This is a genomic window from Azospirillum sp. Sh1 (assembly GCF_008365135.1).
In the GTDB taxonomy this organism is placed as follows: domain Bacteria; phylum Pseudomonadota; class Alphaproteobacteria; order Azospirillales; family Azospirillaceae; genus Azospirillum; species Azospirillum oryzae.
This window is the reverse complement of record NZ_VTTK01000020.1, coordinates 17882-39949: the sequence shown is the minus strand read 5'-3', so window position 1 is coordinate 39949 and position 22068 is coordinate 17882. Positions and strand designations below refer to the sequence as shown.

Sequence of the window (22068 nt, the reverse complement as noted above, 5' to 3'; positions counted from 1 at the left end):
CTAATTACCGGGGACTGTTTGCCGATGATCGAAATGGCGCTGATCGCGCAGGTCCTGGTGCTGGTGCTGGTAACCGTGGTGTTCCTCAGCTCCGGCAGCGCATCGATGTTCCATCCGCTGACGCTGTACCTGATCTTCCACGCCCTGGTCTTCGTCATGCGGCCGATCCTGGTCCACACCCAGAATTTCGACGATGTCTGGCTGTTCATGGGCTTCTGGCCGAACGAGCAGCAGTTCGTCATGACGCTGGTGGTCAGTTCGGTGGGACTGATCGCCTTCGCCGCCGCCTGCATGTGGGCCGGTCTGGTCAAGCCCGACTGGACCCCGAACGGCGAGCCGGCGCCGGCCTTCTCCTTCGACCGCGTCGACATCGTGGCCTTCCTGACCACCGCGCTGCTGCTGGGTCCGCTCGCCATCTATTCGGCGGTCCAGCGCCAGGCCGGCGCCAGCTTCGACGGGACCGGCGACGTGCAGATGGAGCGCGATCCGCTGACCGGCCAGCCGATCTACACCAACACCACAGGCTACATCGCCGAAGCCCATTCGATGGGCCTGCCGCTGACGCTGGGGCTGATCTGGGTCTGCCGCTTCCACCCGCTGTCCTTCATCCCCTTCGCCGGCTTCGTCGCCTACCGCGCCTATCTGGGCTGGGGGCGCTGGGCGATCATCATGGGCATCCTGGGGCTGGTGCTGCTGATGCTGTACCGCACCCGCACGCGCTGGTTCCGGCTGTGGCATGTGCTGGCCGCGATCCCGGTGATGGGCCTGTTCACCGTTCTGGGCAACAACCGCGACGCCTTCCGCGATGTGCTGGCCGGCGACGCCCCGGCTTCCGTCCTGCTGCGCTTCAACGGCGGCAGCGGCAGCGGCCGGGCGCTCGACGCGCTGGCCGGCCAGGATTTGGCGAATTTCGACTTCCTCGCCTACATCCTGTGGGTGGTGCCCAAACAGTCGGGCACCTACACCTGGTTCACCCAGTACCTGCAGCTGTTCACCGAACCGATCCCGCGCCTGCTGTGGCCGGGCAAGCCGGTCGGCGCGCCGGTGAAGTGGGTGGACCTCAACGACTACGGCGTCTTCTACAACCTGACCACCTCGCTGCCCGGCGACGGCTGGATGAGCGCCGGCTGGATCGGCATGATCGTCACCATGGTGGTGGTCGGCCTGATCCTGGGCCGCATGCACAGCTGGTTCTGGACCAGCGGCTTCCGCAACCGCTACGCCGTGCTGTTCTATTGCGCCTTCCTGCCGCTGTGCCTGCAGTGGTTCCGCGACGGCAACATCACCATCGTGAAGTTCGGCTTCTTCTCGCTGCTGCCGATCCTGCTGTGGATCGGGCTGACCCGGGCGCTCCGCGCCTGGGGGATCCTGGAGGACGACCCGATGCGCCCGGTGGTGGCGCCACCCAATCTTGTCCGGCCCAATCTCGTCAGAAGGGAGCCGTCATGACGCTGACCGTCAGCGCCGTCATCGCCACCTACAACCGTGGGCCGGAGCTGCGCATCGCGCTGACCCGGCTGATGAGCCAGACCACCCCGCCGATGGAGATCATCGTCATCGACGACGGCTCCAGCGACGGCACCGGCGCCATGATGCGGGCGGAGTTCCCGACCGTCCGCTATGTCCGCCAGCCGCACAATGGCGGGCTGATCCTCGCCCGCAACTTCGGTTTCGTGAACACCACCGGCGACTGCATCCTGTCGGTTGACGACGACAGCTGGTTCGAGGATCCCGACGGGCTGGCCCGCTGCGTCGCCTATCTGGAAGAGAACCCGGAGGTCGCCGCCGTCGCCTGCAACATCGAGACGCGCGACGGGCTGGTCTATTTCCCCAAGGGCGCCGCCCCTTTCGACGTGCCCTGGTATGTCGGCTGCGGCCATCTGCTGCGGCGCAGCGCGGTCGAGCAGGTCGGACTCTACATGCCGGAACTCTACCGCCAGGGGGAGGAGAAGGACCGCTGCCTGCGGCTGGTCGGCGCCGGCTACCGCGTCGTGGCATTGCCCGACATCATGGTCTACCACGACAAGAGCGAGAAGGGCCGCAAGCCGGGGATGGAGCGCTTCTACAACCACCGCAACGACCTGATCCGCGAGGTGGCGCGTTGCCCGTCCTCGCTGATGGCGTGGCGGCTGGCGCGCAGTTGGGCCGGCAACAGTTGGAAGAACCTGCGCCACGGCCCGCGGATGACCGACCTGAAGGTGCTGCTCGCCCTGCCGCAGATCCTGCGCATCGGGCTGAAGCACCGGGCGCCGGTGAGCGCCGAGGCCTACCGCCGCTGGCTGCATCTGGCGAAGACGGCGGCCCCGGCCAGCGCGCCTCCTGAAAGAAAGCCGGCGGAGAAGCCCGTCAGCCGGGCTGCATCCCGCCCAGTTGCAGCAGAACGGCCCAGCCCAGCACGATCAGATTGACGGTCAGCGTCATCGCCATGCCCGGCGCGCGGGCGAAGGGATGCACCAGATAGCCCGCCCAGAACAGCAGCCGGCCCAGCACGAACAGCCCGGTCGCCGCCACCGCCGCGCCCAGCGAAGGCTGCGGCAGGGTGGCGACCAGGGCGGCCAGCGCCGGCACGAAGATGGCGGACTGCTCAACGCTGTTGGCGAGCACCCGCTGGCAGACGCGCTGACAGCGCGATTCGGGGTCCTCGATGGGATTGAAGGCCTGGGTGCGGCCGCGCATCGCCATCACCCCGATGACCATGCCGAACAGGACCAGCGCCGGCCAGACGACCAGCCGCGCCCACAGCGCCATCCGCGCGCCCGGCGCGTTGATGCCCATCGGCGGCGCCACCAGCGACAGCAGCAGGACGAACAGAAGCACCGTCACCACCATTGACGCGCCGTTCAGCATCAGGGCACGGAGCACCATGGACCTGCGCCGGCGGGGGGCGCTTTGGCGAAGACTGGTATCGGACATCGGGGCGGGGCTCCGTCAAAGGCCGGGGATTCGACAAAGGCACGATCGCTTCCCATCTGGAAAGGACCGCACCCTGTTCCTTCGACCAATAACGGCCCGGCTCGTGATTTGGATCAAGGCCCGGGCGACGCGGAGGGTGTCCCATGACCTATGTACTGGGGGCTGCCCCGATGGGAGAGATGTTGTCAGTCTCTCTTTTCGCTACCATGTTCTAACCATCTGCTTCACCATGTGGGTGAACGCGGGGATCTCGATGGTGGAGGGCCTATGATGGATCTCGTTCTGCTCGGTGGTGCGGTGGCGACGGCTGCGGCGTTGGCCGGTCTGATCGCCACGATGCCCACGCCGAAACCGATTCCGATCCGCGTCCGCGACCGGCGCCGCCAGCGGCGTTGACGACACCGGCCCCCGGCCTTTCCGGTCGGGGATCAGCGGTTCGGCTTGTCGAAGGCAAGCGGCGATCATTGCCGAAGGCAATCAGCGATCCAGGTCGCGGATCGCGCGGTTCAGCTCGAATTCCTTGGAGGCGACGTAGGCCTCCATTCCGACGATCCGCTTCTCCATGTCGCGGAAGCGCTGGGTCAGACCGGCGAGCGTCCGGTCGGGCTTGGTCGACACCGTGCGCCAGAAGGCCTCCTCCTCGGCATCGCGATACAGCTGCGCCGGACGCACCGGCAGCACCATCAGCGCGATGACATAGGCGATCACCAGCGGCACCGAAAAGAAGAACAGGGCGAACAGCATCGCCAGCCGGATGACGGCCGGCTGCACGCCGAAGTAATCGGCAACACCCGTGCACACCCCGCCCAGCACCCCGCGCTGCGGATCGCGATAGAGCCGGTGCGGATTCGGCGAGTCGTAGGGGGACGCGCGGTCCATGGCGGGCTCGGTCCTTTCATTAAGTTTCGGGTTGGGCGGGAGGTTCTGCAGCGGTTGCCCCCTCCCCATCCCTCCCCCTCTTCGAGGGAGAGGGGGCAGGATGCTTGGCGACATCACGCAACTGCCGAAGCTGCGGCAGTCCCCTCTCCCGCTTTAGCGGGGGAGGGTTAGGGAGGGGGCATTCGAAGCCGACACTCCGTCTGCCCCTCACACCTTGTTGCGCCAGTTCGGCGCCTCGGTGTCGAGCACGCGCTCCAGCGAGTGGACGCGGGCCTCCAGCCGGTTGGAGATCTCCCACAATTCGGCCAGAAGCCGTTCGTCCTGCGCGGTGAGCCCGCGCTGGGAGCGCCATTTGGTGATGTAGTGGAAGACGATCCAGACCGGCGCCACCACCACCATGAACAGCACCGCGAGGACGAAACCCAGGAACCCCATGGTCGTCGGGCCTTCTTATTGTCGTGAGAAGAGCGGGCGGGGCGTCACCGCCCCACCCCGGCACCAAGCCACGGTCAGCCGTTGCGGCGGGCGGCGATGCGGGCCTTCAGCGCGGCCAGATCCTCCTCGACCTTGTGGGTCGCCTCAAGCTCGGCGATCTCCTCGGTCAGGCTCTTGGTGCGGCCGACGTCATAGGCCTCGACCCGGCCCTCCATCTCGTCCAGGTTGCGCTCGACCTGCTCGAAGCGTGACAGGGCGTCGTTGATGCGCTCGTCATGCAGGACGGTGCGGACCTTGACGCGGTTGCTGGCCGTCTGGGTGCGGGCGACCAGCGCCTTCTCGCGGGTCTTGGCGTCGGTCAGCTTGGCCTGCAGGCGGCCGATATCCTCGTTGGCCTTGGACAGCGCGGCCTCGACCTGCACCAGCTGCTCGGCCAGCGCGTCGGCCTGCTCGGCGACCTTGGACTTCGCCATCAGGGCGCCCTTGGCCAGATCCTCGCGGTCGCGGGTCAGCGCCACCTCGGCCTTGCGGTCCCATTCGTCGCGCTCACGGTGGAGATCGGCGACGCGGCGTTCGATCTCCTTCTTCTCCGCGATGATCTTGACGGTGGAGGAGCGCACCTCGACCAGCGTGTCTTCCATCTCCTGGATGATCAGGCGGATCAGCTTCTCCGGCTCCTCGGCGCGGTCGAGCAGGGAATTCAGGTTCGACTGCACGATGTCGGTCAGGCGCGAAAAGATGCTCATGATGGATGTCCCGTGAATCAGCCGAGGATGGCGCCGGCGACGATGCCGGCGAAGAAGAACAGCCAGCTTTCCGCCGGCCGGGTGGCGAGATAGTTGCGCACGCGCCGCATCGTCGGGCGCGCTTGCGTGGTGTTGAAGCGGTCACCGCCATAGCGGCGGCGGAAATCGCTGAAGTCGCTCATGGATGACCTCCTTGCCATGCCACCGGTATCGCAACCGCCGTGCCAATCCCGGCGAATCGGCGCCAAACCGTTGGGAAGCCTGGACTTGCCAAGCTTACGCCCGTGCATGCCCAGGATTGCGGCTTTGCCGATAGGACGATATAATCGTCAATTTGGCGAAACAGTGGTGAAAATCACGATGACCATCACTCCCCCGTCCCTGCTCGGCGAATCGCCGGCCTTCCTGGCGGCGCTGGCGCATGTGTCGCGGGTGGCGCCGCTGGAGCGGCCGGTGCTGGTGATCGGCGAGCGCGGGACCGGCAAGGAGCTGATCGCCGCCCGCCTGCACTACCTGTCGCAGCGGTGGGAGCGCCCCTTCGTCAAGGTCAACTGCGCGGCGTTGCCTGAGTCGCTGCTGGATTCGGAGCTGTTCGGGCACGAGGCCGGGGCCTTCACCGGCGCCACCCGCCGGCAGATCGGCCGGATCGAGCAGGCCGACGGCGGCACCCTGTTCCTGGACGAGATCGCCACCGCCTCCCCCGCCGTTCAGGAAAAGCTACTGCGCGCCGTCGAGTATGGCGAGATCGAACGGGTCGGCGGCCGCACCGCCACCGTCGATGTCCGGGTGGTCGGCGCCACCAACGCCGACCTGCCGGCGCTGGCCGCCGCCGGGCGGTTCCGCGCCGACCTGCTGGACCGGCTGGCCTTCGACGTGGTGACCCTGCCGCCGCTGCGCGCCCGTCCCGACGACATCCCGCCGCTGGCCGAGCATTTCGCGCTGGGCATGGTGCGCGAACTGCAACGCCCGCTGTTCCACGGCTTCACCGCCGCCGCGCTGGACCGGCTGCGCGGCCATGACTGGCCCGGCAACGTTCGCGAGCTGCGCAACGCGGTGGAGCGCTCCGTCGCCGCCGCCGATCCCGACGGGCCGCTCGACCACGTCATCCTCGACCCCTTCGAGTCGCCCTGGCGCCCCACAGCCGCCCTGGCCACAGCACCGACTGCCCGCATTGAGGCCGCGCCCATCGCGGAGAAGGTCGCAACGTCCGAGTTCGACGGCGGCATCCTCGATCAGGTCCGCGCCTTCGAGGCCGCCCGGCTGCGCGAGGCGCTGGAGCGCAACCGCTTCAACCAGCGCCAGACCGCCGATGCGCTGGGGCTTGGCTATCACCAGTTGCGCGGCATGCTGAAGAAGCACGGGCTGATCCCGCCCGCCCATCTGCGACCTTAGGCCGTCCCCGGATCGTGCGTTTCCCGTGCTATACCGGTTGTCCAACCGTCGCGAGAGCGGTTCGTCACAATGCGGGAAGGGGAGCAGCACGATGGCCACCAGCATGTCCGGTCTTGAAATCCGTGGTCCGATCAAGCCCGGTTTCGAGGAAATCCTGACGCCGGAGGCGATGGCCTTCCTGGCGGAGCTGGAGGGGCGCTTCGGCGGCGAACGGCTGCGGCTGCTGGATGTGCGGACCAAGCGGCAGGCGCTGCTCGACCAGGGCCACAAGCCCGATTTCCTGCCGGAAACCCGCGCGATCCGCGAGGCCGACTGGACCATCGCCCCGCTGCCGGTCGATCTGCTCGACCGCCGGGTGGAGATCACCGGCCCGGTCGACCGCAAGATGGTCATCAACGCGCTGAACAGCGGCGCCAATGTCTTCATGGCCGATTACGAGGATGCGACCTGCCCGACCTGGACCAATCTGGTCGAGGGGCAGATCAACATCCGCGACGCCGTGCGCCGGACCATTTCGTACGAGGACCCCGCCAGCGGGAAGAAATACCGGCTCAGCGACAAGACCGCGGTGCTGAAGGTCCGGCCGCGCGGCTGGCATCTGGAGGAACGCCATGTGCTGATGGACGGCGAGCCGATGTCCGGCGCGCTGTTCGACTTCGGCCTGCATGTCTTCCACAACGCCAAGGAGCTGCTGGCGCGCGGCAGCGGTCCCTATTTCTACCTGCCCAAGCTGGAAAGCCATTTCGAGGCGCGGCTGTGGCGCGAGGTCTTCCTGGTGGCGGAGGAGTATCTCCACCTGCCGCACGGTTCGATCAAGGCGACGGTGCTGATCGAGACCATCCTCGCCGCCTTCGAGATGGACGAGATCCTGTATGAGCTGCGCGAGCATTCGGCCGGCCTGAACTGCGGGCGCTGGGATTATATCTTCAGCTTCATCAAGAAGTTCCGGAAGGATCCCGCCGCCGTCATGCCCGACCGGGCGGAGGTGACGATGGCCACCCCCTTCCTGTCGGCCTACAGCCAGCTGGCGATCAAGACCTGCCACCGCCGCGGCGCGCCGGCCATCGGCGGCATGGCCGCCTTCATCCCGGTCAAGGACGACCTCCAGGCCAACGAGGCCGCCTTCTCCCGCGTCCGCGCCGACAAGGAGCGCGAGGCGTCCAACGGCCATGACGGCACCTGGGTCGCGCATCCCGGACTGGTCCAGGTGGCGCGCGAGGTGTTCGACGCCTACATGCCCACGCCGAACCAGATCGCCCGCAAGCGCACCGACGTGACCGTCACCGCCGCCGACCTGCTGGCGGTGCCCGCCGGGCCGAAGACGGAAGGGGCCTTGCGCAACAACGTGGCGGTCGGCATCGGCTATATCGAGGCGTGGCTGCGCGGCCAGGGTTGCGTCCCGCTGTTCAACCTGATGGAGGACGCCGCCACGGCGGAGATCAGCCGCACCCAGGTCTGGCAGTGGCTTCACACCGGCACGGCGCTGGACGACGGGCAGGTTGTCACGCTGGACCTCGTCGACCGCGTGATTGCCGAAGAGCTATCGGCCTGGAAGACCCGCGTCGGTGCCGACGCCTACGCCAAGGGCCGCTACGCCGACGCCGCGTCGCTGTTCCGCGATCTGGTCGCGCGCGAGGACTTCACCGACTTCCTGACCCTGCCGGCCTATGAGCGCGTGGTGGCGGAGGGGGCGTAAGCGCCGGCCTCCTTGCCCCCTCCCTCCCACGGCTTCGCCGCGGGTCCCTCCCTCCCCCGCCGTTGGCGGTGGAGGGTAAGAATGCGGCAGTCCCCTCTCCCACCGAAGGTGGGGGAGGGTTAGGGAGGGGGCAAAACCCGCCCCAACCGAACCGTCAGCGGCCAGCGGATCCGCCGCTCCGTCTCCGCATTACCCCACAGCGGCGCGATCTGCTCCGCAAACGCCTCCAACGGGTTGCAGCCCAGCGCCTTGGTTGCCGCCTTCACCCCCGACCAGGTGTTCATGTAGCCGAGCAGCCGCGGCAGCGTCCAAACCGCCTCCATCGCCAGCGGCGGCACCGGCAGTTCCGGAAACGGGAAGTCCATGCCGCGATAGCCCCCGATCACCTTCCAGCGGTCGGCCGGCCAATACCGTCCCAGCGTGCCGTTGTGGAAGCGCTCCACCACCGGATCCAGCATGGGATCGTCGAGCCATTGCCGGCCGTAGCAGACCAGCGCCACCGCCGCCCCCGGCTTCGCCACCCGCCGCACCTCGGCATAGAAGCGACCCAGGTCGAACCAATGCGCCGCCTGCGCCGCGACGATCAGGTCGCAGCAGCCGTCGGGCAATCCACTGTCCTCCGCCGGGGCGACGGCGTAGCGGACCCGCGGATGCGCTTGTCCTTGCGCGATCTGCTCCGCGCTGGCGTCGGTGGCGTGGACCGCCGCGAACTGGTCGGCCAGCGAAACGGAGAACTGCCCGTTGCCGCAACCGACGTCCCAGGCCAGGTCGCGGGCCGGCGCCGCATCGGCCAGGGCGGCGGCCAGACCGGACGGATAGGTGGGGCGGAAGGCGCGGTAATCGCCGGCATGGCCGGAAAAATGGTCCTTGAAGAGCGACATGCAGCGATCCGCCTTGCACGATCCGGGCAACGATTAGGCTTGGAATTTCCCGGCGGTTAAGGATAAACCCTGTGGGTTCGTCGCGGAACCCTTCCCAGGCTGTCCCGCATCTTTCCGCTGTGGCGCAGGCGCGCCGGGCGTGCTACCAAGCGCGCGCTTTTTTGTGCGCCTCGCCAACCACCCGTGTCCGGCATGCAGACCTTCCTGGAATTCGAAAAGCCGATCGCCGAGCTTGAAGGCAAGATCGAGGAGTTGCGGCACCTGACCAACGCCGGCGACATCAACATCGCCGACGAGGTCGCCAAGCTGCAGGCCAAGGTCGACAAGCTCCTGCGGCAGACCTACGCCAAGCTCACGCCCGCGCAGAAGGTTCAGGTGGCCCGCCACCCCAATCGGCCGCACTGCCTGGACTATGTGAACGGCCTGATCGAGGATTTCACGCCGCTGGCCGGCGACCGCCATTTCGCCGAGGACCGCGCGGTCATCGGCGGGCTGGGTCGCTTCCGTGGCCGCTCGGTGGTGGTGATCGGCCAGGAAAAGGGCAACGACACCGAAACGCGCGTCCGCCACAATTTCGGCATGGCGAAGCCCGAGGGCTACCGCAAGGCCCAGCGCCTGATGGATCTGGCCGACCGCTTCAAGCTGCCGGTCGTCTCGCTGGTCGACACAGCCGGCGCCTTCCCCGGCGTCCAGGCGGAGGAGCGCGGCCAGGCCGAGGCCATCGCCAAGAGCATCGAACGCTGCCTGCGGCTGAACGTGCCGATGGTCGCCTCGGTGATCGGCGAGGGCGGCTCGGGCGGCGCCATCGCCATCGCCACCGCCGACCGCGTGCTGATGCTGGAACACGCCATCTATTCGGTGATCTCACCGGAAGGCTGCGCGTCGATCCTGTGGCGCAGCTCCGACATGGCGGGCGAGGCGGCCATCGCGCTGCGCCTGATCAGCCAGGACCTGAAGGAACTGGGCGTCATCGACCATGTGGTGAGCGAGCCGATCGGCGGCGCCCACCGCGATCCGGCCGAGACGATCAAGAAGCTGGGCGACTGCATCGAGGAGTCGCTGGGCGAACTGGACGGCCTGGACGGCGCCACCCTGCGCGCCAAGCGCCGTGAGAAGTTCCTTGAGATGGGGCAGAAGGGGCTGGGGTGAGTTTCACCCCAGGAACCCGTGCAGAAACCAGCGCGGGTTCTCCCCCGGCCGGTACAGCCCGGCCCTGAACAGCCAGAAACGGCGGCCGTCGCCATCCTCCACGCGGTAGTAATCGCGCACGGCCAGCCCCAGCGACCCTTCTCCACGCCACCATTCGCATTCGATCCGCTCCGGCCCCTCGGCCCGGCTGACGCGGTGGCGCACGCCGCGCCAGACGAATTGCAGCGGCGGGTCGTCGGGCAGCGGGGCGGTGGCCTCCACCGGTTCGGGCGGGGTCAGCAGGCGCAACGGGCGCGGCTGTCCCGCCGGCCAGGGCTTCGGCGACGGCAACCTCTCCAGCGGCGGATGCGGCGCCACGCAGCGCTCCGGCAGCCAGCTTTCCCGCGGCACCAGCCGCAGCACCGCCCGCTCCCCCAGCCGCAGCGTCAGCCGGTCTACCAGCTCGGCCAATCCATCGTTGATCCCTGGGCCGTCAGCCCCCTCCCCATCCATGCCGGTCTGCACGGCCGACAGCGGCCCCGTCTCCGTCGCCGACAGCACCAGCGTTTCCAGCCCCGGCCCCGGCTCGATCCGTTCCAGCAGCGGAGTGAACAGCCGGGCCAGCGCCGCCGGGTCGCGGGTCGGGCGGCTGGTGCCGAGCGTCAGGCTCTGCGGCTCGTCGTCCACCCGCTGGTCGGTGCGGTGGGCGTCGAGTCGGAGCCGGCGCGCGCCCAGCCCCGCCGCCTCCAGCCCCTTGCACAGCCGGCCCAGCAGATGGCGCAACGCCCCGGCGATCGACTCGGGCGTGGCGATCGGTTCGGCGAAGGTCAGGCGCTCGCGATGGTCCGCCACCGGCCGGCGCGGCGAGATCGGCTCGTCCAGCCGGCCGAACGCCTGATCGTAGCGTTGCAGCAACCTGCCCCCGAACCTTGCGGCCAGCCCGGCCCGCGGCATGGCATGCAGGTCGCCGATCCGGCGCAGACCCAGCGCATGCAACCCCTCCACCATCTCCGGGGCCAAGCGCAGGGCGGCGAGCGGCAGGCCGTCCAACGCTTCCCGCCGCCGCTCCTCCGGGCTGCCGAAGCGCACCAGCCCCCAGGCGGCGGCCGGAGTGTCCGCGATGGCGGCGCGGACGCTGAAGCCGGCGGCGCGCAGCCGGCCGGTCAGGTCGGCGGCCAGCGCCTCTTCGCCCTCTAAAAGATGATTGCCGAACAGGTGGGCGCAGCCGGTGATGTCGATCACCACCCCGTCCGGCTCGTCCGCCGCGGTCCAGGGGCTGTAGCGCCGCGCCCAGTCGGCGATGCGGCCGAGCAGGGCCGAGTCGGCCTCCGGCGTCGCCTCCGCCACCTCCAGCGCCGGTTCCAGCGCACGGGCATCGCTGAGGGTCTGACCGGGAACAATGCCCAGCATCGCCGCCGCCCGGTTGACCGCGACCACCATCCGCCGCTGGCGCTCCGTCCGCAGCAGGGCGAACGGACGAGCGCGCTGGTCCGGCGGCATCAGCCGCTCCCGCGCATCGGTGGATAGGCGAGGGAGCCACAAGGCGAGGATGCGGCGCTTTCCCTTCTCTCCAGCACGATAAGATCCCTTCTTTTCGCCGCATTGAGATCCCCTCTCCCCCCCGCCGTAAGCTTGGCTTACGGCGCCGACAGGCGAAGCGCAGCTTCGCCGAAAGGCGGGGAGAGGGTTAGGGTGAGGGGGGAACGTGGCGAGGATTTTCGGGAGGGCACGCGGCACATCCCCCTCACCCCGACCCTCTCCCCGGGGGGGAGAGGGAGATAAAGGCGGGTGGCGAGGGGGGTGCGTCATACGGAACTCAACAACCAAGAACAAACAAAGAACATTCTAGCGCTGGCTTGGCCTTGGGGCGAGTCCCTCCTTTGGGGTCATCTTGCCGAAACGATCGGCAGTGCCGACATTCCATCGATGACCCCACATCTCCCGCCCCTGGCCTATCATCTGGCTCCGCTCGTTCTCCTGCTGGCGGCCGGCGCCTGCGCGCCGCCGGACCTGCGCGACGACATGCCCGGCCGCGCCCAGGCCTTTCCGCCGATCCACGAGCAGACGGTGATTCCCGGCGGCGGGGAGCGGCGGACCTGGAGCCAGATCCAGGCGGAGCAGTCGCGCGCCGGCTCGAAGCCCACCACCCAGGCCCGACAGGCAGAGGTCCCGCAGGCAAGCCGCGACTTAGGCGACAACGACCGGCCGCCGCCCAAGCGCCGCCGCGGCAGTTCGTCGCCCCCGCCCGACCCGGCCGCCCTGCCCCAGCCGCCGCGTCCGATCCCGGTGCCGCCCCCGCCCTCGTCCCAGAGCGCCACCGATGCCTTCAAGCGCGACCTGATCCGGCCGGAGGTCGACCGCATGCGCACCGACGACGCCATGGGACGGCTCGACCCGCTGGGCCAGCGCGAGCTGATGAAGCGCGAGAACGACCTGCGGCAATGGGGCGACCCGCTGGCGCGGTAGCCTCCCCCCTTCCCCGACCTGGAGCCTGACCGCTTGACCCCGCCCCGCCTCAGCCGCCATACCGGCTGCCGGAGCGACACGGGATGGAGATGCGGGGGCATGACGACGCTGACGGGGGCCTTCGGCACCGGGCTGACCACGCCGGTGTGGGTGCTGCAGCATCTGCTGGGCATCCTCGGCATCGGCATGTGGGCCGGGCAGGCCGGCGGCTCCGCGGTCTGGCAGGTGCCGGCCGCCGCCGTGACCGCCGCGCTGGCGGCGGGCTTCGCCGCCCAGATGGGCGTGCGGCTGCCCTATGCCGGGCCGGGACTGGCCGCCTCGCTGCTGGTGATCGGATCGCTGGTGGCGCTGGGGGTGCGGGCGCCCGCCGTGCTGGCGGTGCTGATCGCCGCGGTCGCTGCCGTGTTCCACGGCCATGCCCACCAGGGACCGCCGCTTTATTGGGCCGGCTTCGCCGCTGGACTGATGCTGGTCGCCTGCGGCGGGCTGGGTCTGTCGGTCGCGGTGACCCAGGCCGAGTCGGACCGCGCGGTGCGGCTGTGTGGCGGTGTGGTAGCAGTCGCCGGCGTTCTTGACCTCGTCGGCGTGATTTGACCGGTTGCGCCTTGAAATGACGGGGTTGCGCGGAAATCTTTGAAGACACGCCCCTCCTTTCCCGCCCGCCCCTCCCTTCCGGGACCAACGGGCCAGACGAACGGAACGCCCCGGTGCCCCGCGCAGACGCCAAAGCCTGCCTTACCCCGCCGGAGCTCCCCTCATCGGGACTTCGGGACGGCCCCGGCATGTCCGCCCCCCGGATGCCCATTCTGACCCGCCGCCGTCTGCTGGGCCGCCTGCTGGGCGGGGTGGCCCTGGCGCCGCTTCTACCCTCCGCCGGCCTGCTGCTGGGCACGCCCGCCGCCGCGCAGGATCTGCGCTATTTCCGCATCGGCACCGGCACCACCGCCGGCACCTATTTCCCGATCGGCGGGCTGATCGCCAACGCCATCTCCAACCCGCCGGGTTCCCGCCCCTGCGACAAGGGGGGAAGCTGCGGCATCCCCGGCCTGATCGTGGTGGCGCAGGCCAGCAACGGCTCGGTCGACAATGTCGAGATGCTGCGCGCCGGCACGGTGGAGGCCGGCTTCGCCCAGGCCGACGTCGCCTATTGGGCCTACAGCGGCACCGGCAGCTTCACCGGCAAGCGCCCGTTCGCCGAACTGCGCTCGCTCGGCATGCTCTATGCGGAGGCGATCCAGGTCGTCGTCCGTTCCGACGGCTTCATCGACCGCATGACCGACCTGAAGGGCCGCAGCATCTCGCTGGGCGAGGAGGGCTCCGGCACGCTGGTGGAGGCGCGGCTGATCCTGGACGCCTACGGTTTGTCGGAAAGCACGATCACGCCGCTCTACCTGAAGCCCGGCATGGCGGCGGACCGGCTGGCGAAGGGCGAGCTGGACGGCTTCTTCATGGTCGGCGGCTATCCGGTGGCGGCGGTCAGCGACGTGGCGGCGCGGGTGCCGATCCGGCTGGTGCCGCTGGACGGCGAGCCCGCCGACCGGCTGCTGCGGACCCAGCGCTTCTATATCGAGCACGAGATCCCCGCCAACGCCTATCCCGGCAGCGCCCCCACCCCGACGCTCAGCCTGGGGGCGGAACTGCTGACCCGCGCCGACCGCGATCCCGACCTGATCTATGGCGTCGTCCGTGCGCTGTGGCACGAGAACACCCGCCGCGTCCTGGCCGAAGGCCACCCGCAGGGCCGCAACTTCGATCCCGCCCGCGCGGTCGCCAACGTCTCGGTTCCCCTGCATCCGGGGGCGGAGCGCTATTACCGCGAGGCCGGCCTGCTCGGCAACGCCGCCAACGAACCGGCACGGGCGCCCACCGGCGGGACCGGCACGGACACCACCCCCGCCGGCGGCGAGAAGGCCGCGAACGGGAAGCCCCCCGCCAACACGCCTCCCGCCGAGAAGACCCCGGCCGAAAAGCCCCCGGCCGAAAAGCCCCCTGCCGAAAAGACTGCCACCGGGAAGGCGGCCGGGGACAAGGCGCCGCGCTGAACCTCCCTTGCTCCGGACAGGACGAAAGGACCGTTCCCGGATGGCCCGGCAGTGGAATAGTCTGACCGGAGATCCGGTTGATCCTCAGGATCGGGCGCAACGGGCAGAAGGAGGAAGGCATGCCGGCCGGGGAAGGGGTGCGCATCGCGATCCGTTCCGCCCGCAGCGCCGACTCCGAACGCTGTGCCGAGATCTTCCTGCACGGCCGCCGCCAGGCCTTCTCCTGGCAACCCGCCGACCGATTCGGCCTGGACGATTACTACGACTGCGTGCGCGAGGATTCGGTGCTGGTCGCCGAGGTCGACGGGACCGGGGCCGGGGCTGGGACGGTGGTCGGCTTCGTCTCGCTCGATCCCAAGGCCGGCGTCATCCACAACCTGTTCATCGATCCTGAATGGCACAAGCGCGGCATCGGATCCGCCCTGCTGCGCGAGGCGCTGGCCCTGCTGCGCGGCGGCCCCCACCCGGTCGAGCTGGCCTGCGCCGCCCGCAACGCCGCCGCCCGCGCCTTCTACGAGCGCAACGGCTGGACGCCGGTGGACGCGACATCGAGTCAAGCCGATACGCTGGTTCGCTATAGGATTGGAGGATATAATACGAGCTAGATCGATAATTCTCAACTATTTAGTGCGAAACTAGAGCCCAAAATGATACTTGAAACAATTGATACTCTCCCTGAATTTAAAAATCCTCCGCATTCCAATTTAGGAAGCAACGACCCAGTAATTGAAATTGCCTCTTTCTTGATATATGCATTTACTTTATATTATTTTTTTATTCCAAAAATTATGGACCTTATTGAATCATCAAATCCTCCAGAAAGGAAGATTATAACATCCTGTATAGTAAATATGATAGTAGTAGTAATTCTGTGTTTCGTTATATCACCGAGCAAAATCACAGAAGCATCAATAATGATACCCGTTATAGTTTTTCGCATTATCGATGGAGCATCATTTTTCCTATCTTCGAAGAAGAATTTTTCAGTTGTCGATAGTAAAAATAGAAAATTGCTATGGATTTTATCTGTATTGATGCCAATGCTATATTTTATTATGGCTGTATTATCAAATTATCATCAAAATAATGGCACATTCATAACAATACTTTCCGCCATATATGCTTTCATCATGCACCGATCGATAACAAACATCTTCTATATGATAAAGAAATATGCTCGTCATTTTATTGACGATGGTTTAGAGAATTCGGCATTCATGGTGATATCATTCTGTTTTTTTCTATCGAGCACCATAACACCAAGCGGAATATCTTCACTGTCTGACGCTTACCACATGTCGTTTCCAACTGGAGTGGTATTGGGCGCTATCCTGTTTTTATTTGGTGAGGCTTTGAAGCGCAAATACCTGAAACGCCGTTCCTGACACCGTCCGACCCACCCCCAACGAGACCCGCAGGCCCGGATGCGCAGGCTGTTTTCCTTTGCGGCGTTGCGGTAAAGTCGCGCCGCCATGCGAACCCTGTACCACCACCCGATCCACGCCCTGTCGCGCACCGCGCGCGTGATGCTCGCCGAGAAGGCCCTGCCCTTCGAACCCGTGGTCGAAAGGCCATGGGAGCGGCGCACCGACTTCCTGAAGCTGAACCCGGCCGCCGAGGTTCCGGTTCTGGTGGAGGAGGACGGGACGGTCGTCGCCGGCGGTCTCGCCGTGATCGAATATCTGGAAGAGGCCTATCCCGATACCCCCCTGCTGCCGCGCGAGATCGCGGCGCGGGCGGAGGTGCGGCGGGTCGCCGACTGGTTCCTGAACAAGTTCGAACGCGAGGTGACCGAGAACCTCGTCGGCGAGAAGCTGATCAAGCGGCTGTCCGGCCAGGGCCACCCCTTCGCCCCGGCGATTCGCGCCGGACTGGCCAACGTCACCTATCACCTCGACTACATCGCCTTCCTGTCGGAACGGCGGCCCTGGCTGGCCGGGTCGGTCTTCACCCTGGCCGACATCGCCGCCGCGGCGCAGCTGTCCTGCCTGGACTATATCGACAACGTGCCGTGGGACCGCAGTCCGGAGGCCAAGGACTGGTACGCCCGGATCAAGTCGCGCCCCAGTTTCCGCGCGCTGCTGGCCGACAACATCACCGGCTGCCCGCCGCCCAGGCACTACGCCGACCTGGATTTTTAACCGCTTCTTGAGAATTGGCCCATCAGGGGCATGGACCGGCCTCGCGTATCAAGCTTAACGTGCTCCCAAATCGTACCCGGGAGAAGTTCCTCGATGCGTCTCAGCCGTCTTTCGCCCGTCCCGGCCCTGCCGGTCCGTTCCCTGAGGCCCGCCCTGATCGCCGGCGGCATGCTGGCGCTGGTGGCCGGCTGGTCGCCCGTCCAGGCCGCCCCCGCCGTCGACGACGCCGGGGCCAAGGCGCTCGCCGCCTCGCTGAAGAAGGACCTGCCCCGCTGGTTCCCGCCGCCCAGCGAGGATGGCGAGGGAGTCGGCTTCGAATGGCAGGGCGAACCCACCGTCAAGCCGGCCGGCGACCATTACGACGTCGCCCTGCCCCGCCTGTCGGCCGAGGATGCCGAAGGCACGCTGTTCGACATCGGCACCGTCCTCTTGTCGGTGACGCCGAAGGATGACGGCCAGTATGGCGTGTCGATCACGCTGCCCAGCGCGATCAAGGTGCAGAACCTCGACGACAATGACGAGTATGTCGACGCCGCCACCATCTCCATCGGCAAGCAGTCCTTCACCAGCACCTGGTCGGGCGCGCTGGAGACGCTGCTGGCCGTCGATGCCGCCTACAACGACATCGCGGTCAACGCCGCCGACGGCAAGGGCAAGATCTCCGTCGCCTCCATGACCATGGTCCAGGACCTGAAGCCGGAGGCCGGGACCGGCGGCGCCACCCTGTGGAGCGGCCCGGCCGCCTTCGCCTTCGGCGGCCTGTCGGTGAAGGACGACAAGAACAAGGAACTGGTGAAGATCGGCGGCGTCACCGCCGAGGCCACCTATACCCGCGTCGACCTGACCAAGGTCAGCGCGCTGCAGAAGCTGTCGGAACAGACCGCCGCCAAGGGGGCTGCCCCGACCAGTGCCGAGCTGCTGCCGAAGCTGCAGGGCATCTTCGGCGGCGTCAGCGGCGCGATGCGCCTGTCCAACCTGTCCGTCGTCAATCCGGAGGACGGGACCACGGTGACGCTGGGCCAGCTCGCCTTCCGCAGCGGCCTGACCGACCTCGACCAGGCGATGTCGACCGTCAGCATGGGCATCGAGGCGCGCGACTTCGCCATGACGCCGTCGCCGGCGCCCGCCGCCTTCACCCCGCGCGCCTTCGAAATGAAGCTGTCGGTCGCCAAGCTGCCGAACAGCGCCCTGTGGAAGGCCTTCACCGAACTGGCCAAGGCCGCCGAGGCGGAAGAGGCCCCGCCGCCGAAGAAGGGCGCCAAGGCCAAGGCCGCCCCGCCGCCGCCGCCCTCCTCCGACGTCGTCATGCAGCAGGCGATGGCCGCGATGGGCGAGGCCGGGACGGAGCTGCGGATCGACGCGCTGAACCTCGACACCCCGGCGACGGCCGGCACCGCCACCGGCGCGGTCAAGGTCGCCACCCAGGCCGCCTTCGGCGTCACCGGCGGCGCCAACGTCCTGCTGCGCGGCATCGACGCCGCGGTGAAGGCGATGCAGCCGGCCCCGGGCGCCAAGCCCGACAAGGAGACCCAGGATCTGCTGGGCGGTCTGGCGATGGTCCAGGCCATGGGGCAGGCCGGCAAGGACGACACCGGCGCCGACATCCGCACCTACAAGTTCGAGGTGACGGAGGCCGGCCAGCTCCTGTTGAACGGCGCCGACATGACCCCGCTGCTGGCCGGCGGCGGCGAATCGGCCCCGGCCCCGGCCCCGGCGGAAAAGCCGAAGAAGAAGTAAGCCCGGCAAACAGCACGCCGAAGCTTCAGACCTGCCAAGCCCCCGATCCCGGCAAACCTGGATCGGGGGCTTTGTTTGGATTGGTGCTGGAACTGGGGATGGCGGCCCTCAACCCGTCGATCAGACGGTCCCGACCAAACCGGAAGCGGGCCTCGTCGTCATTGTCCGCGACGAGCAGCCTCACCGTGGCGGCGGCGTGGGGGTAGCGTGCCTCCTGCTCCGCCGTCAGCTGCTGCGCCACCCGTTTCAGGTCGATCCCCTCACTGCTTCCGCCGGGAGGCGGCAGGGTCGCCTGTTCCTCGATGGTGAAGCCGATCACGAAATACAGCATCGTGAACAGCATATGGGCCGCCGTGCGCTCGTCGGCACCGGCGGCGCGCAGGGTCGCAATCGCGCGGTCGCTGACGCGCAGGACATTGTCCATGACCGGGAAGGTTCCGGCATAGACACGCGCCCCGTCGCGCCGGGACTTCAAGGCGCGGCGGAACTCCGTCGCCACCTCGCGCAGCCACTCGTCCCATGGCAGTCCGGCATCGGCGGGAAGCCTCATCTCGGCCAGCAGGGCGTCGGCCATCGCATCGAGAAGCGCCTGCTTGCCGGCGAAATGCCAATAGAGCGACGGGGCCTGAATCCGCAGCGCCCCGGCGAGGCGCCGCATCGTCAACCCCTCGATCCCCACCTCGTCGAGCAGGGTCATCGCGGCGTCGATGATGTCCTGTCGTTGCACACGCATGGCCGTAAGTCCGCCTCTTCCTGCCGGGATTGACAAACTAACGCTGTTAGGCCAAATCTAACAACGTTAGTTTATCCGTCGCCGCGCACCGCGGCCCAGCAGAGGAACGTCCATGGATCCCCATCGCATCCACACGGTCGAGGCGCTGCGGCAGCTCTACGACATGCCGTCCGAGCGCATCGTGAAGATGAGCTTCCCCTTCCTGGACGATCACTGCCTGCGCTTCGTCGCCGAATCGCCGCTGGTCTTCGTCGCCACCATGGCGGAAAGCGGGATGGATTGTTCGCCGCGCGGCGGGCGGCCGGGCTTTGTCCATGCCGAAGACCGCCAGACGCTGGCCCTGCCCGACTGGCCCGGCAACAACAAGGTTTCGTCGATCACCAACATCCTCACCTCCGACGGCGGGTGCGGACTGGTGTTCCTGGTGCCGGGCGTGGACATCTTCCTGCGGATCAACGGCATCGCCACCGTCACCACGGCCCCGCCCCTGCTGGAACGGCTGACGGAGGAAGGGCGGATCCCCAAGGCCGCCATCCGCCTGTCCGTGCGGGAAGCCTTATTCCATTGCGGCAAGGCGCTGCGCCGCTCGCATCTGTGGCAACCGGACGCCTGGTCCGTACCGCAAGACATGCCGTCTCCCGGCCAGATGGTGAAGGACCAGGCGGGACTGGCGGATCTGACGGCCGACCAGATCGACGCGATGTACCAGAAAGGACTGGCGGAACAGCTGTACAGCGAATCGCCTCCCATGGAATGAAAGGAGGAACGAAGGCCGGGGGCCCTGAAGCGGCGAAGGGAGGAAGGTGTCGGGACCTCCGGTTCAGGCCTCTCCACCGCGACACCCCGCCGCACACCTCCCGCGGTTGCACGGCACAAGCCTCTTGAACGGCCGGGACGCTTTCACATATCTCCGCCGTCTTGACGCCAACACCCGTGCAAAACCAACGAAGGTGCCCCCATGACCGAGGAACGGCTCAGTTTTCAAGCCGAGGTCAGCCGTCTGCTCGACATCGTCGCCCACTCGCTCTACAGCGAGAAGGAAGTGTTCCTGCGCGAACTGGTCTCCAACGCGTCGGACGCCTGCGACCGCCTGCGCTACGCCGCGCTGACCCAGCCGGAACTCTCGGCCGACGATCCGAACCTCAAGGTCCGCCTGCTGGTCGACAAGGACGCGCGGACCCTGACCGTCGCCGACAACGGCATCGGCATGAACCGCGAGGATCTGGTCGAGAATCTCGGCACCATCGCCCGCTCCGGCACCGCCGCCTTCATGAAGTCGCTGGAAACCGCCGAGAAGGGTGACGGAAAGAAGGACGTCAACCTGATCGGCCAGTTCGGCGTCGGCTTCTATTCCGCCTTCATGGCCGCCGACAAGGTCACCGTGCTGACCCGCAAGGCCGGCGAGAATCAGGGCTGGCGCTGGGAATCCGACGGCAAGGGCGAGTTCACCATCGCCGAGACCGACGGCCTGCCGCGCGGCACGAAGATCGTCCTGCACCTGCGCGCCGGCGATGACGAGTATCTGGACGAGGCGCGGCTCGGCGGCATCGTCCGCAAATATTCCGACCACATCGCCATCCCGATCCTGTTCGGCGAGGGTGACGACGCCAAGGCGCTGAACAGCGCGTCGGCCCTGTGGACCCGGTCGAAGTCGGAGATCACCGCCGACCAGTACAAGGAATTCTACCACCATGTCGGCCACGCCTTCGACGATCCGTGGCTGACCCTGCACTGGCGGGCCGAAGGCGCGCTGGAATACACCAACCTGCTCTATGTGCCCTCGACCAAGCCGTTCGACCTGTTCGACCCCAAGCGCGCCCACCGGGTGAAGCTGTACGTCAAGCGCGTCTTCATCACCGATGCGGCCGAAGGGCTGATCCCGCCCTATCTGCGCTTCCTGCGCGGCGTGGTCGACAGCGAGGATCTGCCGCTGAACATCAGCCGCGAGATGCTGCAGCACAACCCGATGCTGGCCAAGATCAAGGCCGGCATCACGCGGCGCGTCCTGTCGGAGCTGTCGAAGAAGGCCAAGGACAGCGAGAACGCGGCCGAATACGACAGCTTCTGGGAGAATTTCGGCGCGGTGCTGAAGGAAGGCCTCTACGAGGACTACGAGCACCGGGACGAGCTGCTGAAGCTGCTGCGCTTCCGCACCACCGCCGGCGAGGATCTGGTCTCTCTGGAGCAGTATGTCGCCCGCATGAAGGAGGGCCAGGACGCCATCTTCACCATCAGCGGCGACGACATCGACACCCTGCTGCGCAGCCCGCAGTTGGAAGGCTTCAAGGCCAAGGGCGTCGAGGTGCTGCTGCTGACCGACCCGGTGGACGAGTTCTGGATGCCGTCTGTCGGCGTCTATGACGGCAAGCCCTTCAAGTCGGTGACCCGCGGCGGCGCCGATCTCGGCAAGATCAAGGGCGAAGAGGCCGAGAAGCCGGAGGAGAAGGCGCCGGAAGGCGAGCTGACCGACCTGCTGGCCCTGCTGAAGCTGACCCTGTCCGACGCGGTGAAGGACGTCCGCAAGTCCGAACGCCTGACCGACAGCGCCGTCTGTCTGGTCGCCGACGACAACGACATGGACATGCACCTGGAACGCCTGCTGAAGCAGCACAAGCAGCTGAACGGCGAGGTCGGCAAGCGCATCCTGGAGATCAACCCATCCCACGCCCTGATCAAGCGTCTGGCCGAACGGGCCAAGGGCAGCGGCGCCACCGACACGCTGGAGGATGCGGCGTGGCTCCTGCTCGATCAGGCCCGCATCGTCGAAGGCGAGCCCCTGCCCGACCCCGCCGCCTTCGCCCGCCGTCTGGCGAGCGCAATGGAGAAGGGGCTGGCGTAAGGTTCGCCCTGAACAGGAAAGTCTGACGGAAAAGCCCTCT

At 67.4% G+C, this 22068-nt stretch carries 23 protein-coding genes; 15 read left to right on the top strand and 8 right to left on the bottom strand.

Annotated elements, in window-relative coordinates; all coding sequences use genetic code 11:
• The first annotated feature begins 24 nt into the window (after nucleotides 1-24).
• Both FZ029_RS19635 and FZ029_RS19630 read left to right on the top strand, forming a co-directional pair.
• On the top strand, nucleotides 25-1449 hold the full coding sequence (locus tag FZ029_RS19635; protein WP_149271192.1) for an O-antigen polymerase: 1425 nt from the start codon (nucleotides 25-27) through the stop codon (nucleotides 1447-1449).
• The gene (locus FZ029_RS19630; protein ID WP_149271190.1) at nucleotides 1446-2408 is read left to right on the top strand and encodes a glycosyltransferase family 2 protein; all 963 of its coding nucleotides are present in this window, start codon (nucleotides 1446-1448) and stop codon (nucleotides 2406-2408) included. Before FZ029_RS19635 ends, FZ029_RS19630 begins: the two co-directional genes overlap by 4 nt.
• Here FZ029_RS19630 and FZ029_RS19625 read toward each other — a convergent pair.
• The gene (locus FZ029_RS19625) at nucleotides 2347-2865 is read right to left on the bottom strand and encodes an MAPEG family protein (protein WP_247892404.1); all 519 of its coding nucleotides are present in this window, start codon (nucleotides 2863-2865) and stop codon (nucleotides 2347-2349) included. The genes FZ029_RS19630 and FZ029_RS19625 overlap by 62 nt on opposite strands.
• A 315-nt stretch (nucleotides 2866-3180) precedes the next feature.
• Between FZ029_RS19625 and FZ029_RS33965 the strand changes: the two genes are divergently transcribed.
• Nucleotides 3181-3309 carry a hypothetical protein gene (locus FZ029_RS33965; RefSeq protein ID WP_256379242.1) on the top strand — a complete coding sequence of 43 codons (129 nt, stop codon included), beginning with the start codon at nucleotides 3181-3183 and terminating at the stop codon, nucleotides 3307-3309.
• Nucleotides 3310-3390: 81 nt separating this feature from the next.
• Here FZ029_RS33965 and pspC read toward each other — a convergent pair whose 3' ends face one another.
• The 4 genes from pspC to FZ029_RS33060 all read right to left on the bottom strand — a co-directional run bounded on the left by pspC (nucleotide 3391) and on the right by FZ029_RS33060 (nucleotide 5155).
• Nucleotides 3391-3792, bottom strand: coding sequence for an envelope stress response membrane protein PspC (pspC, locus tag FZ029_RS19620; protein ID WP_149271186.1), 402 nt, complete (start codon nucleotides 3790-3792; stop codon nucleotides 3391-3393).
• Between the two features lie 207 nt (nucleotides 3793-3999).
• Nucleotides 4000-4227 (bottom strand): envelope stress response membrane protein PspB, encoded by a 228-nt coding sequence (pspB, locus tag FZ029_RS19615; protein WP_149271184.1) that lies wholly within the window; start codon nucleotides 4225-4227, stop codon nucleotides 4000-4002.
• A gap of 74 nt (nucleotides 4228-4301) precedes the next feature.
• Complete coding sequence (gene pspA / locus FZ029_RS19610; RefSeq protein WP_085087733.1) at nucleotides 4302-4973, bottom strand: phage shock protein PspA; 672 nt, start codon at nucleotides 4971-4973, stop codon at nucleotides 4302-4304.
• Between the two features lie 17 nt (nucleotides 4974-4990).
• Nucleotides 4991-5155, bottom strand: coding sequence for a hypothetical protein (locus tag FZ029_RS33060; protein WP_188051987.1), 165 nt, complete (start codon nucleotides 5153-5155; stop codon nucleotides 4991-4993).
• Nucleotides 5156-5333: 178 nt separating this feature from the next.
• Between FZ029_RS33060 and pspF the strand changes: the two genes are divergently transcribed.
• Nucleotides 5334-6365, top strand: a complete 1032-nt coding sequence (gene pspF, locus FZ029_RS19605; RefSeq protein ID WP_149271182.1) for a phage shock protein operon transcriptional activator — start codon at nucleotides 5334-5336, stop codon at nucleotides 6363-6365.
• 91 nt (nucleotides 6366-6456) lie between these two features.
• The gene (aceB, locus tag FZ029_RS19600) at nucleotides 6457-8061 is read left to right on the top strand and encodes a malate synthase A (RefSeq protein ID WP_149271180.1); all 1605 of its coding nucleotides are present in this window, start codon (nucleotides 6457-6459) and stop codon (nucleotides 8059-8061) included.
• Between the two features lie 119 nt (nucleotides 8062-8180).
• Here the strand turns inward: aceB and FZ029_RS19595 are convergent, their stop codons facing one another.
• The gene (locus FZ029_RS19595) at nucleotides 8181-8942 is read right to left on the bottom strand and encodes a class I SAM-dependent methyltransferase (protein ID WP_149271178.1); all 762 of its coding nucleotides are present in this window, start codon (nucleotides 8940-8942) and stop codon (nucleotides 8181-8183) included.
• Between the two features lie 192 nt (nucleotides 8943-9134).
• On the opposite strand from FZ029_RS19595, the gene FZ029_RS19590 reads away from it, so the two are divergent.
• Nucleotides 9135-10091 carry an acetyl-CoA carboxylase carboxyltransferase subunit alpha gene (locus FZ029_RS19590; protein WP_149271176.1) on the top strand — a complete coding sequence of 319 codons (957 nt, stop codon included), beginning with the start codon at nucleotides 9135-9137 and terminating at the stop codon, nucleotides 10089-10091.
• Between the two features lie 3 nt (nucleotides 10092-10094).
• Here FZ029_RS19590 and FZ029_RS19585 read toward each other — a convergent pair whose 3' ends face one another.
• Nucleotides 10095-11570: a DNA polymerase Y family protein gene (locus FZ029_RS19585; RefSeq protein ID WP_247892403.1), complete on the bottom strand. Its 1476-nt coding sequence runs from the start codon at nucleotides 11568-11570 to the stop codon at nucleotides 10095-10097.
• A gap of 426 nt (nucleotides 11571-11996) precedes the next feature.
• Between FZ029_RS19585 and FZ029_RS19580 the strand changes: the two genes are divergently transcribed.
• From FZ029_RS19580 to FZ029_RS19550, 7 genes are all read left to right on the top strand, one after another.
• Nucleotides 11997-12536 (top strand): hypothetical protein, encoded by a 540-nt coding sequence (locus tag FZ029_RS19580; RefSeq protein WP_149271174.1) that lies wholly within the window; start codon nucleotides 11997-11999, stop codon nucleotides 12534-12536.
• A gap of 99 nt (nucleotides 12537-12635) precedes the next feature.
• Nucleotides 12636-13130 (top strand): HupE/UreJ family protein, encoded by a 495-nt coding sequence (locus FZ029_RS19575; protein ID WP_149271172.1) that lies wholly within the window; start codon nucleotides 12636-12638, stop codon nucleotides 13128-13130.
• 188 nt (nucleotides 13131-13318) lie between these two features.
• On the top strand, nucleotides 13319-14578 hold the full coding sequence (locus FZ029_RS19570; RefSeq protein WP_247892402.1) for a TAXI family TRAP transporter solute-binding subunit: 1260 nt from the start codon (nucleotides 13319-13321) through the stop codon (nucleotides 14576-14578).
• A 77-nt stretch (nucleotides 14579-14655) separates the two neighbouring features.
• On the top strand, nucleotides 14656-15183 hold the full coding sequence (locus FZ029_RS19565; protein WP_247892401.1) for a GNAT family N-acetyltransferase: 528 nt from the start codon (nucleotides 14656-14658) through the stop codon (nucleotides 15181-15183).
• A gap of 42 nt (nucleotides 15184-15225) precedes the next feature.
• Nucleotides 15226-15963 carry a hypothetical protein gene (locus tag FZ029_RS19560; RefSeq protein ID WP_149271170.1) on the top strand — a complete coding sequence of 246 codons (738 nt, stop codon included), beginning with the start codon at nucleotides 15226-15228 and terminating at the stop codon, nucleotides 15961-15963.
• Nucleotides 15964-16050: 87 nt separating this feature from the next.
• A complete protein-coding gene (locus tag FZ029_RS19555; protein ID WP_149271168.1) occupies nucleotides 16051-16719 on the top strand; it encodes a glutathione S-transferase family protein in 669 nt (222 codons plus the stop codon).
• Between the two features lie 93 nt (nucleotides 16720-16812).
• A complete protein-coding gene (locus FZ029_RS19550; RefSeq protein ID WP_149271166.1) occupies nucleotides 16813-18456 on the top strand; it encodes a DUF945 domain-containing protein in 1644 nt (547 codons plus the stop codon).
• Nucleotides 18457-18481: 25 nt separating this feature from the next.
• On the opposite strand, the gene FZ029_RS19545 is transcribed toward FZ029_RS19550, so the two are convergent.
• The gene (locus FZ029_RS19545) at nucleotides 18482-19189 is read right to left on the bottom strand and encodes a TetR/AcrR family transcriptional regulator C-terminal domain-containing protein (RefSeq protein ID WP_149271164.1); all 708 of its coding nucleotides are present in this window, start codon (nucleotides 19187-19189) and stop codon (nucleotides 18482-18484) included.
• Between the two features lie 112 nt (nucleotides 19190-19301).
• Here FZ029_RS19545 and FZ029_RS19540 point away from each other — a divergent pair, with 112 nt between their 5' ends.
• Together FZ029_RS19540 and htpG are read left to right on the top strand one after the other, a co-directional pair.
• The gene (locus FZ029_RS19540; RefSeq protein WP_149271162.1) at nucleotides 19302-19946 is read left to right on the top strand and encodes an MSMEG_1061 family FMN-dependent PPOX-type flavoprotein; all 645 of its coding nucleotides are present in this window, start codon (nucleotides 19302-19304) and stop codon (nucleotides 19944-19946) included.
• Nucleotides 19947-20147: 201 nt separating this feature from the next.
• A complete protein-coding gene (htpG, locus tag FZ029_RS19535) occupies nucleotides 20148-22028 on the top strand; it encodes a molecular chaperone HtpG (RefSeq protein WP_149271160.1) in 1881 nt (626 codons plus the stop codon).
• The last annotated feature ends 40 nt before the right edge of the window (nucleotides 22029-22068 follow it).

Coding starts and splice junctions, on each gene's coding strand:
- FZ029_RS19635 (WP_149271192.1), top strand. CDS start 25: ATGATCGAAATGGCGCTGATCGCGCAGGTCCTGGTGCTGGTGCTGGTA.
- FZ029_RS19630 (WP_149271190.1), top strand. CDS start 1,446: ATGACGCTGACCGTCAGCGCCGTCATCGCCACCTACAACCGTGGGCCG.
- FZ029_RS19625 (WP_247892404.1), bottom strand. CDS start 2,865: ATGGTGCTCCGTGCCCTGATGCTGAACGGCGCGTCAATGGTGGTGACG.
- FZ029_RS33965 (WP_256379242.1), top strand. CDS start 3,181: ATGATGGATCTCGTTCTGCTCGGTGGTGCGGTGGCGACGGCTGCGGCG.
- pspC (WP_149271186.1), bottom strand. CDS start 3,792: ATGGACCGCGCGTCCCCCTACGACTCGCCGAATCCGCACCGGCTCTAT.
- pspB (WP_149271184.1), bottom strand. CDS start 4,227: ATGGGGTTCCTGGGTTTCGTCCTCGCGGTGCTGTTCATGGTGGTGGTG.
- pspA (WP_085087733.1), bottom strand. CDS start 4,973: ATGAGCATCTTTTCGCGCCTGACCGACATCGTGCAGTCGAACCTGAAT.
- FZ029_RS33060 (WP_188051987.1), bottom strand. CDS start 5,155: ATGAGCGACTTCAGCGATTTCCGCCGCCGCTATGGCGGTGACCGCTTC.
- pspF (WP_149271182.1), top strand. CDS start 5,334: ATGACCATCACTCCCCCGTCCCTGCTCGGCGAATCGCCGGCCTTCCTG.
- aceB (WP_149271180.1), top strand. CDS start 6,457: ATGGCCACCAGCATGTCCGGTCTTGAAATCCGTGGTCCGATCAAGCCC.
- FZ029_RS19595 (WP_149271178.1), bottom strand. CDS start 8,942: ATGTCGCTCTTCAAGGACCATTTTTCCGGCCATGCCGGCGATTACCGC.
- FZ029_RS19590 (WP_149271176.1), top strand. CDS start 9,135: ATGCAGACCTTCCTGGAATTCGAAAAGCCGATCGCCGAGCTTGAAGGC.
- FZ029_RS19585 (WP_247892403.1), bottom strand. CDS start 11,570: ATGCCGCCGGACCAGCGCGCTCGTCCGTTCGCCCTGCTGCGGACGGAG.
- FZ029_RS19580 (WP_149271174.1), top strand. CDS start 11,997: ATGACCCCACATCTCCCGCCCCTGGCCTATCATCTGGCTCCGCTCGTT.
- FZ029_RS19575 (WP_149271172.1), top strand. CDS start 12,636: ATGACGACGCTGACGGGGGCCTTCGGCACCGGGCTGACCACGCCGGTG.
- FZ029_RS19570 (WP_247892402.1), top strand. CDS start 13,319: ATGTCCGCCCCCCGGATGCCCATTCTGACCCGCCGCCGTCTGCTGGGC.
- FZ029_RS19560 (WP_149271170.1), top strand. CDS start 15,226: ATGATACTTGAAACAATTGATACTCTCCCTGAATTTAAAAATCCTCCG.
- FZ029_RS19555 (WP_149271168.1), top strand. CDS start 16,051: ATGCGAACCCTGTACCACCACCCGATCCACGCCCTGTCGCGCACCGCG.
- FZ029_RS19550 (WP_149271166.1), top strand. CDS start 16,813: ATGCGTCTCAGCCGTCTTTCGCCCGTCCCGGCCCTGCCGGTCCGTTCC.
- FZ029_RS19545 (WP_149271164.1), bottom strand. CDS start 19,189: ATGCGTGTGCAACGACAGGACATCATCGACGCCGCGATGACCCTGCTC.
- FZ029_RS19540 (WP_149271162.1), top strand. CDS start 19,302: ATGGATCCCCATCGCATCCACACGGTCGAGGCGCTGCGGCAGCTCTAC.
- htpG (WP_149271160.1), top strand. CDS start 20,148: ATGACCGAGGAACGGCTCAGTTTTCAAGCCGAGGTCAGCCGTCTGCTC.